Below are 12388 nucleotides of genomic sequence, written 5' to 3'. Positions count from 1 at the left end.
AAGCTTAGAAATAGAGACTATGGTCGTAATTTATGATTAAAAATAAACCTTATTGCAGTATGAGCCTATTAATAAATTAATAGGCTCATACTTATCAAAGTGCTTATAACTGAGCTATTTTATTTGATAACTCAAAGTGGCGAGATGTTACTATTTCCTCTAGCACTGCCAATCTTTTGTTCAACATCGCTGTTTGTTCCTCTAATTTTGTTATCTTATTATTACTCAGTCCTTTAAATTTTGCTTGCGCTGCCATTATTGTAGTTTTATAGGTGAAATAACGTTTAGTAATAGTAAGAATCACAAAGGGTGAGCTAAATATAGTTATTACAATAAATAGTTCTAGCATGGTCGTTTCCCAATCAATTTAAGTTAGCTTGTTGCGTATAAAGGCCACTTTTAGTGCATTGAAATAATTTTGATAATGTAACTTCGCGCTGCTTTCCTCGTCGAATTAGCATCTCAACATACACAATACTTAACACAATGGCTGTTGCTTTAAACAAGTTACCTTGTAGATCACCTACTGCGCCACCCGACATACCAAATATTCCGTAAGCTGCATTCATAAAAATATGCATCCACATAGGAAACCAAATACGATAACCACATTCACAATATAGCCACGCAAACCATGTACCTGCTACAGTAGTGATCGCAACCGCCATCAATGCAGAAATCGCATCATTACCTTGATAAATATGACCCAGGCCAAATATTACTGAACTAATTAATGCCGCAGGCACAAAGCCCCATCTACAATATTTAAATAAAACACCAAACAATGCAGCCCTAAAAATTAGCTCTTCAAAAAAACCCGCATAAACTGAGCCGGTGATTATTGCTGGTATTGATAGGTTAAGTTCATCACTCAAAAATCCATAACCTATTGCCATAGGAGCACAACAAATAATTGCTGCGAGTGCATAGTTAATAAAACCAGAAGAATTAAGCCCTATAGATTCAAAAGGCTCACTTTGTTTAAACAAAATAATAGCCGCAATAACTAACGGTCCATATAAAAAAGTATATTTAGCGGGGGTAAATAAAATGCCAGTTAGATTATCAAGTTCAGACAACCAGCTAGACCAACCTTCTCCCCAAAACTGCCTCATTACATAGTGGCAAAATACAAATATAGAAATTATTACAAGTGCCTTGATAGCGTGTTTCATATCTACTTTCCTCGTTAAGTTGTAAATTTCAACTTAATCTTGGCAATAGTAAAAATACAAAGCGACTTATTAGGTCTCAATTACAAGACGAGGTATAAAGCCCATGTTTTAGGGGGGATTAACATGTTTTTGGGATTAATGACAAAGCATCTTTTATTACTTTTACATAAGAACGAGACACCGGTATTTTAATATCAATTGTATGCAGCGATAATTGCAACCCTCCAGCATTACCACTGTAGTGCTGAATGTTTTGCAGGTTGACCGCATAAGAACGGTGGCATCGTAATATAATTGTATTTTCTGGAAGCTGCTTTAATAAACCGCTAAGAGATACACGTAATAGTTTACGTGAAGTTGAAGCTCCTTCCTGTATTGTTATTTCACAATAGTTGTCTGAAGATTTAATAAATAAAATATGGTGATGAGCCGTGCTAATTTCGTCGTTTTTATTATCGCCTTTAAGAGTAATTGTCTTTAATTCAACTTCTCTCAACTGCTCTTGATCGACGCTAACTGTACTTGGCTTAGTTAAATCTATTACATGCCTATTTACCACGAGTAAAAAAATAAGAGGAAATACACCAATACAAAAAATATACCCTACAAAAAGTAATTGATTCTGCCAATGCCAAGACCCAAGTACAGCAACCACAAAATACCCATGATTGAATAACGCAGTAATTAAAATATATGTGATAGGAATAATAATTAAACGGCTTAATTTACTTAGCTTAAACTTAAGTAACACTATTTCTATGAAACCTGACAATAGCAAAGCACAAAAGGTTACTAACCCATAGCCAAAAAGCCGCAGAAACTTGTAAGACTCGGTATCGCTTGAAGTGCCAAAAGGTTGAAATACAAAAAGTACAAAAAGCGCTATAAACGAAAACATGACGGCACGATATACAACTAACTTTCTCGAATCTAGATCATCTTTGAGCCACAACATCCTACTTTGCATACCTTTAATCCACCAATATTTAAAAATAGCACACATTAATATGTGCATTCCAACTCATTTAAAATTTTTTGTGATGGTATTTTTATTAAAAACAAAAAAAGGAAGAGAACATCAACGTTATTTAACAGCAGAAGGTGGTGTGTGAGCAATTCTATCTGCTTTTAAGATTTTACTAATGAGAGATAAAACATGTAATACCAATTCGCTTAATTAGGTGGTCTATTTTGAGGGCGGAAAAACGTGTTGATAGCTAGGCAAAAAATTCGCTATTTAGTTGTTCTAAATGAGAGTTTTTTAACGCAGGGAGCGACACGTTTAGCCCCGCAAAATGATTAAGTATTATTGCGGATTGGTATAAGTGCACTGATTTTGTTCCAAACACAAAAAAGCCCGCTAAATTAGCGGGCTATTTTGTTATATGGTGGAGAGATAGGGATTTGAACCCTAGATGGGCTATAAACCCATGCCGGTTTTCAAGACCGGTGCATTCGACCACTCTGCCATCTCTCCGATACTGCTAAGTTAAAAGTAAGAGTGTACTAATTAACTATTTAAATGAATGATACTTTAATTACCACACACTTATTAAATAAGTGGTGGAGAGATAGGGATTTGAACCCTAGATGGGCTATAAACCCATGCCGGTTTTCAAGACCGGTGCATTCGACCACTCTGCCATCTCTCCGCACGGCCTGCATAATAGGGAAACCCATCCCTTTTGTGAAGCTTTTTTTTTAATTAATTGTTTAAGTGCTTAAAAAACAATTAATTTGTCTAAAGTTAGAACAAAGTGTTTTTAATTTAGCCGTCAATACTCTTTTATTTAAATATTTAACTCTATTGATCTACAAAGGTTTGCCCAAACATATAAGAGTTGGTAATCTAATTTTAGTTAAATTATCGAAACACACACGTTTCACTTAAAGGAGCTCTACAATGGCGTTTAATCAATCGTACAATACCGCGAAACCGGTAATGTCTACCATTGAAACAAACAAGGTACTTAAAAACACCTACTTTTTACTAGCTATGACACTTGCATTCAGTGCAGTGACAGCCGGTATTTCAATGGCACTACAATTGCCTTACTTTATGGGAATTGTATTTACACTTGTTTCGTTCGGTTTATTATTTGTTGTAAATAAAAAAGCAGATACAGCATCTGGTGTATTTTGGGTGTTTGCTTTCACAGGTTTAATGGGGGCAGGCTTAGGTCCATTGCTTAACCATTATGCTGCAATGCCTAATGGCCCAATGCTTATTATGCAAGCGTTAGGTTCTACGGCGCTTATCTTTTTTGGTTTATCTGCTTATGCACTGAACACTAAAAAAGACTTCTCATTCATGGGTGGCTTTTTAACGGTTGGCTTAATAGTTGTGATTGTAGCTAGTATTGTTAATATTTTTGTTGGCAGTTCGCTGATGTTTATGGTGCTTAATGCGGCAGTTGTATTGATCATGTCTGGTTTGATTTTATTCGATACAAGCCGAATCATTAATGGCGGCGAAACCAACTACATTCGCGCAACAGTGTCTTTATACCTAAGCGTATATAACTTATTTACGTCTTTACTTGCTCTACTTGGCGCAAGTGATGACTAATTAAATAGTTCTGTTAAAATAGCCCCTTAATTGGGGCTTTTTTATTGGAATTGTTTTGTCACGTTTTGTTCTTTCATTACATACACCACCATCCGATCACGATACCACGCAAAGATTAGTTAAGTTTGCGAATGCATGTTTAGCCCAAGGGCACACCATTGATGCTATTTTTTTATACCAGCAAGGTATTTATCATGCATCTACCCACTTTGATTTATCCTCAGACGAACTACAAATTTCAGCACTTTGGCAGCAACTCGCTGATCAAAAACTAAATTTAATGCTGTGTGTTACCGCCGCTGAAAAACGCGGGTTAGATATTAAAAACACAGGTGTATTTGCAGTCGCAGGGCTAGCTGAATTTGCAATGCTTGCAAGCGACGCTGATAAATGGGTGCAATTTAAATGATAAACGTATTAGTAATGAGTCAGTGCAGTCCATTTGACGATTTAAATATTCGTGATGCACTTGATATGACATTGATATTTGCTGCCGTTGACCAAAATGTGAGTTGGTTGTTTAGCGGCCCCGCCGTTTTGGCTTTAAAAAAGCATCAACAACCAAACAATATTGGATTAAAAGATTTTTTTAAAAACATTAAAACACTCGAAATTTATGATGTTGAAAACATCTACGTGTGTGAAAAGTCATTGCTTGATTATGGTTTAAATAAACATGATTTGCTCATAGAGGCAAAAGCACTCAACTTTAGCCAACAACAAACATTAATTAAAGCGCAGCAACATGTGGTGAATTTATGAGTACATTACATATTTTTTCTAAGCCGCTTAACTATTATTCGGCAAATCAGCTAGAGAACTTAATTTTATCAGACGATAACGTGCTACTTGTTGGTGATGCCTGCTTTGCAAAAAAACAATTTAGGCAATTTGCAGATACACTGTTAATACTTGAACAAGACGCGCAAGTACGTGCAATAAAATTAACAGATAACGATAAAGCCATTAGCTATGAAGACTTTGTAGCACTCACTTTATCAACTAATCAATCAATTACGTGGTAACTCATGCTTGAATTTAACAACCAACAGATTGAAACCGACAAACAAGGCTACTTGCTTGATCATACTTTGTGGTCAAAGGAGCTTGCACCTGTAATTGCTATCCAAGAAAACATTACACTTAGTGAACAACACTGGGAAGTCATTAACTTTGTTCGTGATTTTTACATTGAGTATAACACCAGCCCAGCCATTAGAATGCTTGTAAAAGCAATGGCTAAAGCACTCGGTGAAGACAAAGGAAACAGCCTTTATTTGTATAAATTATTTCCTAAAGGCCCTGCTAAGCAAGCAACAAAAATCGCCGGATTACCAAAACCAGCTAGGTGCATATAATGAGATCTAAATCAGGCAATAATCAAGTAACTGAATCCAAGCCAAAAAGAAGTACAGGGCGCACTTATTCACGCAGTGCACTTAACAAAACACCTTCTGGTAAAAGAGAAATAAAGCCACAAATAGCATCTAAAGACAGAAAAATTGTATTATTCAACAAACCATTTGATGTGCTATGCCAATTTACAGATGACGCCGACAGACAAACGCTTGCGGAGTTTATCCCTATTAAAGAAGTTTACGCAGCAGGAAGATTAGACAGAGACAGTGAAGGTTTATTGCTTTTAACAAACTGCGGTAAATTACAAAACACCTTAACTGCACCTGATAAAAAAACCAATAAAACCTACTGGGCACAAGTTGAAGGTGAACCAACAAGTGAATCAATTAACGATTTATGCAATGGCGTAAAACTTAAAGACGGGCTAACACTCCCTGCTAACGTTAAAATAATAGATGAGCCTACAATTTGGGCGCGTAATCCCCCTGTACGCGAGCGAAAAGCAATCCCAACTACGTGGCTAAGTATCACCATTAACGAAGGTAAAAATAGACAAGTTCGTCGAATGACCGCACATATTGGCCACCCTACACTTCGCCTTATTCGCTATAGCATTGGCAACTATACGTTGGATGATATTAATTGTGGTGAATACAAAGTAATTAAGGGCGTAGTTGATGCATAAACCGCATGTAACAGTTGCGGCAATAGTAAAAAAGCAAAATGAGTTTTTGCTCGTCAAAGAGCGCGATAAATTTACACAGCAGGTTTGCTACAATCAACCTGCTGGTCATTTAGAACAAAACGAAACTCTTGCACAAGCCGCAAGCAGAGAATTACTTGAAGAAACAGGCTTAGCGCTTGAGCCAGTCGGCTTTTTAGGTGTGTATAATTTGCATGCCGAAAATGGAGTACACTATTTACGGTTCTGCTTTTTATTTGAAGCGCTCGATAACATACAAACTCCAGTGCCAATAGATACCGATATAATCAGCGCCAATTGGTATACGTTTGAGCAAATCAAGTCATTACCGCTTAGAAGTCCCCTGGTAATAAAATGCATTAACGACAGTCTAATGCGCCCAATGTTGAGCCTTGAAACTATTTACAACTAGTCGCTATCAAAGCTTGTTTTAATTTATGCGATAAACATAACTGTAAATAATTAAACCGAACTTAACGCTATGCAATTCCGCCCTTGTTTTTTAGCATAATACAGGGCACTGTCGGCTGCTTTCACAAAGCTGACTTTATCGTCCGTTGTATAGTCGTTTATTGTATTAATACCCATACTTATAGATAAAAACCCTGTAAAGCTATCCTGGTGTGCAATAGCTAAGTTCTCTACAGATTTTTGTATTTGCTCAGCTATAAACAATGCCCCTTGCCTATCGGTTTGAGGTAATAAAACAACAAATTCCTCTCCCCCATAGCGAGCAACAAAATCTTCTGGGCGACTAACCGTTGAAGCAATTGTTTGGGCCACATCATATAAGCACCTATCGCCCGCTACATGCCCATACCGGTCATTAAATTGTTTAAAATGGTCAATATCGATAATAATCATCGATAGCATGCCTTTGCATTCTTTTGCTCGTTCGTACTCATGCGTTAGTTTTTCATCAAACCGACGCCTATTTGCAATTTTGGTTAATGCATCCAAAAAGGCCATATCCCTAAGTATATCCTCTGCTTCTAAACGCTCTGTAGCATCATTAAAAACAGCTAAAAACTCTTCACCTATATCAATCCCTGAAATTTCCATCATCACTTGTGTGCCATCACGACAAGACACTCGATAGTTATTTGCGGGTATATCATTATTATTATTCAGCGCCTTTTCAAGCGAGTCTTGCCACAGATCTTTTACAAGTGCTCTGTACTGCGGATCTGGATACGCTTTTTCCCACCACGATTTAAGATTAGGTACATCCTCTACTGTATAACCAAAAACATCTACAAAGCGTTGATTAACTTTTAAAATATCGCCCGTTTTGGCACACACATTACATACCGGCATTGGCAAAACGGTAAATAACCTAGCGTAATGACTTATCTCATGTTTGCGCATAGGGTTGAGTGTACTTTGAGGTAAGTAACTCATTGGCATATCACTTTTTTCAATACTAAGCTTTTCGTCCATTTCTAAAGCAAAATACCATTCAAGCCACCAGTGTTCTACGTGCTCAAGCACCTTTAGCTCAATGTTCTTTTTAGCGGTTGAGCCCTTAATTAAGCTAAATAACTCATGTACATGATTTGGTTCTTGGAAAATGTGAGGGTTTTTGAGTTTTATTAACTCATAAAAAAGGTGATAGGCTGACTTTTTAAACTCTGTCGTTTTACTGGAGAGTAATTCACTATCCACAAAATCAGATTCGTTTGTGTAGTGTTCAACTAAAGAATTTATCTTATTTATTTGATAGACGTAATTCATATATTCATTCCATTGACTATATATCAAGCGACTTAAAGTGGTTTACATTCATATACTCACCACTATTTTTATTTTATTAAGTGTATATTTACTCTAGTAGTTTTAAAAGAAAATACTATTAATAAAACTCAATAACTACATGAATTATTCTACAGTTTTAATTTATTAGTAAAGATCACTTTAATATTACTAAAGTTACAGCCTGATAACGCGCTTAAGTCTAGTTTGCTATTTGTTATATAAATAAAATACTGACTAATTCCCCTCTTTGCGCCCTTAGTCTCTTTAAGCACAAACAAAATACATGCTATAATCGCGGCCTTTCCAAGTTAACAGCAATCTGTATAAGCGAAATTATTCATGAGCGAAAATAGTCACATTAAAGTCATTGTTGGCATGTCCGGCGGTGTTGATTCTTCTGTATCTGCGTATTTATTACAACAACAGGGCTACCAAGTAGAAGGCCTGTTTATGAAGAACTGGGAAGAAGATGACAATGATGAATACTGTGCTGCAGCTGATGACTTAAAAGATGCGCAAGCAGTGTGCGACAAATTAGGCATTGAGCTTCACACTGTTAACTTTGCAGCAGAATACTGGGACAACGTATTTGAGTACTTTTTAGCAGAGTACAAAGCAGGCCGTACACCTAACCCAGATATAATGTGTAACAAAGAAATTAAATTTAAAGCTTTTTTAGAATTTGCAGCTCAAGCGCTAGGCGCAGACTTTATTGCAACGGGCCACTATGTTCGCCGTGAGCTTCGCGATGACAAATACGTAATGTGTCGCGGGCTTGATAACAATAAAGACCAAAGCTACTTTTTATATACGCTAAGCCACGAGCACCTCAGCCAAACTTTATTCCCTGTAGGTGATATCGAAAAACCTGAAGTACGCCGCATAGCAGAAGAGCAAGACCTAATCACTCACGATAAAAAAGATAGCACTGGCATTTGCTTTATCGGTGAGCGTAAATTTAAAGACTTTTTACAAAAGTTCTTACCAGCACAGCTAGGTGTTATCGAAGACACTGACGGTAACAACGTAGGTGAGCACGAAGGCTTAATGTACCATACGCTTGGACAACGCAAAGGCTTGTTAATTGGCGGTATGAAAGAAGGCTCTGGTGAGCCATGGTATGTTGTTGATAAAGACTTAGAACGTAACGTACTTATTGTAGGCCAAGGTAAAGATCACCCTCGTCTATACAGCAACGGTCTTAACGCTAATCAACTGCATTGGGTAGACCGAATTGGTCCTAAAGGCACAACTCGCTGCACAGTAAAAACACGTTACCGCCAAGAAGACTTAAGCTGTACTTTACTTGTAGGTGAAGACGGCATGGCCCGCGTATTGTTCGACGAGCCACAAAAAGCAGTGACGCCTGGTCAATCTGCCGTATTTTACGCAGAAGATATCTGTTTAGGTGGCGGTATTATCGATTCGGTGATTAAGTAATGAATGAACACCAAGTCATGGCGCTTGCCGCCATGTGCCAAGCTGCTAAACAAGTTCAAAAAATTGCCCAATACGGTAACAATAACGAACATGATTTAGAAATCTTACTTTCGAGTATTATCCAAACATCTCCGGCATCGCCAGAAGATGTTTATCAAGGCACTGACAACTTACGTGATGGCTATAAAACATTAATGGCACAGCTTACTGCTGGCGCTCAAAAAGATGTTGAAATAGTTAAATACGTAGGTGGTTTAATGCAACTTGAGCGCGCACTGAGCGCAAACGACAAAAGCTTAAACGAATTAGGTAAACGAATAGATGATATTCATCGTCGTTTAGATCATTTTGCTATTACCGACGAGAGCGTTGTCGCCGGTTTAGCAGATATATACTCGTCGGTGCTGAGCCCCCTTGGGCACCGAATACAGGTTTATGGTAAACCCGAGTTACTAAAACAGCAGCTCACTCAAAATAAAATCCGTGCATTATTATTAGCCGGCATTAGAAGTGCAGTGTTATGGCGTCAAATGGGCGGCAAACGCCGTCACTTTTTCTTTGCAAAAAGAAAAATACTCGCCATTGCTAAAACAAAAATTTAACTATCGTTCAAACTAAAATTTAGGAGTTATTATGGAGCTTTCAGCGTTAACGGCTATCTCTCCAGTGGATGGTCGCTACGGCAGCAAAACCACTGAACTACGCAGTATTTTCAGCGAATTTGGCTTAATCAAATACCGCGTAATTGTTGAAGTGCGTTGGTTGCAAGCGTTAGCTGCAGCAAGCGATATTAAAGAAGTACCTGCATTTAGCGAAGAAGCTAATGCACTTCTAAACGCCATTGTAGATAACTTCAGTGAAGCTGATGCACAACGCGTTAAAGATATAGAACGCACTACAAATCACGATGTTAAAGCGGTTGAATACCTACTAAAAGAAAAAGTCGCCGATAACAGTGAGCTTCATGCAATAAACGAATTTATTCACTTTGCTTGTACTTCAGAAGATATTAACAATCTATCTCATGGTTTAATGCTAAGCGAAGCGCGTAAAAATGTTTTACTTCCTTATTGCGATGAACTTTTAAGCGCAATTAAAGCTAAAGCAATTGAATACAAAACAATCCCAATGATGACTCGTACGCACGGACAACCTGCTACACCATCAACTATGGGTAAAGAGTTTGCTAACGTATATATGCGCTTAAAGCGTCAACGCGGGCAAATTGCACAAGTAGAGATGCTAGGTAAAGTTAATGGTGCTGTTGGTAACTACAACGCTCACCTTAGCGCATACCCAGATTACGACTGGCATACACATGCAGATAAATTTGTATCAAGTTTAGGCTTAACACTAAACCCATTTACTACACAAATTGAACCGCATGACTATATTGCAGAATTATTTGACGCAATTGCACGTTTTAACACTATATTGTTAGATTTCGACCGTGACATGTGGGGTTACATTGCCCTTAATCACTTTAAGCAAAAAACAATTGCTGGCGAAATTGGCTCATCAACAATGCCACATAAAGTTAACCCAATTGATTTTGAAAACTCAGAAGGCAACTTAGGCTTAGCAAATGCTATTTTTGCTCATCTTGCACAAAAATTACCCGTTTCTCGCTGGCAGCGTGACCTTACTGATTCAACGGTATTACGTAACCTAGGTGTAGGTATGGGTTATGCAATTATTGCATACCAATCAACACTTAAAGGTGTAAGCAAGCTTGAAGTAAACGAGCAACGTTTAGCTGACGAGCTTGATCAAAACTGGGAATTGCTAGCCGAGCCGATTCAAACAGTTATGCGTAAATATGGTATTGAAAAGCCATACGAAAAACTTAAAGATTTAACACGCGGTAAACGTGTAAACAAAGAAATAATGGCTGACTTCATCGATGGTTTAGACCTTCCAGAGCACGCTAAAGTAGAAATGAAAAAACTAACACCTGCTAATTACATTGGTCGTGCTGTTGAGTTTATTGATGATTTAGTTTAAAAACTAAATTGCTCTTTTAAAAAGCGAAAGGATCATCCTTTCGCTTTTTTTGTTTTAACCCCATTGCACTAACTAGTAGGCATAATGTATGTATCAATTAAAAATAAATAATTTGTCTGAGCAAGAGTTTTTAAGCCATTTTTGGCAAAAAAAGCCGCTTTTAATCAAACAGGGTTTTGCTAATTTTCAAGACCCGCTTGATGCTAATGAACTTGCCGGCCTAGCAATGGAAGAAAGCATAGAGTCACGTATTATCACCAATCATAAAAATGACTGGCAAACGCACCAAGGTCCATTTGAAGACTTTGAGCAGTTAACAGACGATCATTCTACATTGCTCGTGCAAGCAGTTGATCACTGGCATAGCGAAGCTGCACAACTACTAGAGCCATTTAGGTTTATTCCAAACTGGCGCATAGATGATTTAATGATCAGCTATTCAACGCCTAATGGTGGTGTTGGCCCACATTTAGACCAATATGACGTATTTATTATTCAAGGCGAAGGTAAACGTCATTGGCGTGTAGGCCTGCCCGATCCAACACTTAAACAGTTTGCTCAAAACAAAAAGTTACTGCAAGTTGAACCTTTTGAAGCCGTAATTGATTGCATATTAGAACCAGGCGATATTTTGTATATTCCACCAGGGTGCCCTCACGAAGGTTACGCTGTAGAAAACGCACTAAATTATTCAGTTGGTTTTAGGGCGCCAAATCAACAAGATTTATTGTCGAGCTTTGCCGATCATATTATTGATACCGAAAGCGGACAAAAACGTTATACCGATCACAACATCACACTAAGAAAATCAAAAGGTGAACTTACAAACCTTGAAGTTGATAAAGTTAAAACACTGATGGCGGCACTTTTAGAAAATGACGATTTATTTAAACAATGGTTAGGCTCAACGCTTAGTCAGCCCAAGCATGAAATGGATTTAGCACCAGTAGAACCTCCATTTACACCTGAGCAAATAAGCGATGATTTAAGTGATGAAGAAGCTGTGTTTGAGCGTTTAGGTGGCACGCGTGCTATTTATCAGCAGCTCGATACCGAAGTGTTATTAAGTGTAAACGGTGAAAATTACGCTATGCCATTAACTGACTTAGCGGCGGTAAAACTACTTACCGATAATACTGAATTTGAAAGTTCAGCATTAAATTTAACAAACCCAAGTTTAGTTTTTACTCAAACTTTTACTACACTTGTTAATGAGGGGCTTTGGTTTAATATAGACCAAGAGTAATAATACCAATTTTATTAATAATGGTGAGCATTTTGCAGCGTAAAATATTATGTATACAGGTTAGTTAAAAATTTTAATTTTCACCTGATATTGGCTTAAATAATTTTGCTGTGATTGCTTACTCATTTTAATTGGCT

Annotated in this window: 15 protein-coding genes and 2 tRNA genes; 11 read left to right on the top strand and 6 right to left on the bottom strand. The window is 37.5% G+C overall.

Features of this window, described 5'->3' with window-relative positions; translation table 11 throughout:
* Positions 1–103 precede the first annotated feature (103 nt).
* The 5 genes from I6F50_RS01115 to I6F50_RS01095 all read right to left on the bottom strand — a co-directional run bounded on the left by I6F50_RS01115 (position 104) and on the right by I6F50_RS01095 (position 2827).
* Positions 104–349 (bottom strand): hypothetical protein, encoded by a 246-nt coding sequence (locus I6F50_RS01115; RefSeq protein WP_165727867.1) that lies wholly within the window; start codon positions 347–349, stop codon positions 104–106.
* Positions 350–362: 13 nt separating this feature from the next.
* A complete protein-coding gene (locus I6F50_RS01110; RefSeq protein ID WP_197159443.1) occupies positions 363–1175 on the bottom strand; it encodes a CPBP family intramembrane glutamic endopeptidase in 813 nt (270 codons plus the stop codon).
* A 118-nt stretch (positions 1176–1293) separates the two neighbouring features.
* Positions 1294–2190 carry a LytTR family DNA-binding domain-containing protein gene (locus I6F50_RS01105; RefSeq protein ID WP_231609581.1) on the bottom strand — a complete coding sequence of 299 codons (897 nt, stop codon included), beginning with the start codon at positions 2188–2190 and terminating at the stop codon, positions 1294–1296.
* A gap of 371 nt (positions 2191–2561) precedes the next feature.
* Positions 2562–2652 (bottom strand) — tRNA-Ser (locus tag I6F50_RS01100).
* Between the two features lie 84 nt (positions 2653–2736).
* Positions 2737–2827 (bottom strand) — tRNA-Ser (locus tag I6F50_RS01095).
* Between the two features lie 251 nt (positions 2828–3078).
* On the opposite strand from I6F50_RS01095, the gene I6F50_RS01090 reads away from it, so the two are divergent.
* Genes I6F50_RS01090 through I6F50_RS01060 form a run of 7 tightly spaced genes read left to right on the top strand, consistent with a single transcriptional unit; the run spans position 3079 to position 6218 of the window.
* Entirely contained in the window at positions 3079–3744 is a 666-nt protein-coding gene (locus I6F50_RS01090; RefSeq protein ID WP_007580214.1) for a Bax inhibitor-1/YccA family protein, read from the top strand.
* A 55-nt stretch (positions 3745–3799) separates the two neighbouring features.
* Complete coding sequence (gene tusD / locus I6F50_RS01085) at positions 3800–4153, top strand: sulfurtransferase complex subunit TusD (protein ID WP_165727865.1); 354 nt, start codon at positions 3800–3802, stop codon at positions 4151–4153.
* Positions 4150–4506, top strand: coding sequence for a sulfurtransferase complex subunit TusC (gene tusC / locus I6F50_RS01080; RefSeq protein WP_007580210.1), 357 nt, complete (start codon positions 4150–4152; stop codon positions 4504–4506). The genes tusD and tusC overlap by 4 nt, the downstream gene beginning before the upstream one ends.
* Complete coding sequence (locus I6F50_RS01075; protein ID WP_007580209.1) at positions 4503–4769, top strand: DsrH/TusB family sulfur metabolism protein; 267 nt, start codon at positions 4503–4505, stop codon at positions 4767–4769. Before tusC ends, I6F50_RS01075 begins: the two co-directional genes overlap by 4 nt.
* Positions 4770–4772: 3 nt before the next feature.
* On the top strand, positions 4773–5102 hold the full coding sequence (locus tag I6F50_RS01070) for a TusE/DsrC/DsvC family sulfur relay protein (RefSeq protein WP_165727864.1): 330 nt from the start codon (positions 4773–4775) through the stop codon (positions 5100–5102).
* Positions 5102–5788, top strand: a complete 687-nt coding sequence (locus I6F50_RS01065; RefSeq protein WP_165727863.1) for a pseudouridine synthase — start codon at positions 5102–5104, stop codon at positions 5786–5788. The genes I6F50_RS01070 and I6F50_RS01065 overlap by 1 nt, the downstream gene beginning before the upstream one ends.
* Complete coding sequence (locus tag I6F50_RS01060; protein ID WP_165727862.1) at positions 5781–6218, top strand: NUDIX domain-containing protein; 438 nt, start codon at positions 5781–5783, stop codon at positions 6216–6218. The genes I6F50_RS01065 and I6F50_RS01060 overlap by 8 nt, the downstream gene beginning before the upstream one ends.
* A gap of 50 nt (positions 6219–6268) precedes the next feature.
* Here I6F50_RS01060 and I6F50_RS01055 read toward each other — a convergent pair whose 3' ends face one another.
* On the bottom strand, positions 6269–7540 hold the full coding sequence (locus I6F50_RS01055; RefSeq protein WP_197159444.1) for a diguanylate cyclase: 1272 nt from the start codon (positions 7538–7540) through the stop codon (positions 6269–6271).
* A gap of 360 nt (positions 7541–7900) precedes the next feature.
* Between I6F50_RS01055 and mnmA the strand changes: the two genes are divergently transcribed.
* The 4 genes from mnmA to I6F50_RS01035 all read left to right on the top strand — a co-directional run bounded on the left by mnmA (position 7901) and on the right by I6F50_RS01035 (position 12251).
* Positions 7901–9001: a tRNA 2-thiouridine(34) synthase MnmA gene (mnmA, locus tag I6F50_RS01050; protein ID WP_197159445.1), complete on the top strand. Its 1101-nt coding sequence runs from the start codon at positions 7901–7903 to the stop codon at positions 8999–9001.
* The gene (hflD, locus tag I6F50_RS01045) at positions 9001–9603 is read left to right on the top strand and encodes a high frequency lysogenization protein HflD (RefSeq protein WP_024589171.1); all 603 of its coding nucleotides are present in this window, start codon (positions 9001–9003) and stop codon (positions 9601–9603) included. Before mnmA ends, hflD begins: the two co-directional genes overlap by 1 nt.
* Positions 9604–9634: 31 nt before the next feature.
* On the top strand, positions 9635–11005 hold the full coding sequence (purB, locus tag I6F50_RS01040) for an adenylosuccinate lyase (protein WP_024589170.1): 1371 nt from the start codon (positions 9635–9637) through the stop codon (positions 11003–11005).
* A gap of 88 nt (positions 11006–11093) precedes the next feature.
* On the top strand, positions 11094–12251 hold the full coding sequence (locus I6F50_RS01035; protein ID WP_166376827.1) for a cupin domain-containing protein: 1158 nt from the start codon (positions 11094–11096) through the stop codon (positions 12249–12251).
* Positions 12252–12388: the final 137 nt, after the last annotated feature.

This window comes from Pseudoalteromonas sp. NZS127_1, from assembly GCF_015864295.1.
Classification (GTDB): domain Bacteria; phylum Pseudomonadota; class Gammaproteobacteria; order Enterobacterales; family Alteromonadaceae; genus Pseudoalteromonas; species Pseudoalteromonas arctica.
The sequence above is the reverse complement of the archived record's forward strand: the minus strand, read 5'-3'. Positions and strand labels throughout refer to the sequence as shown.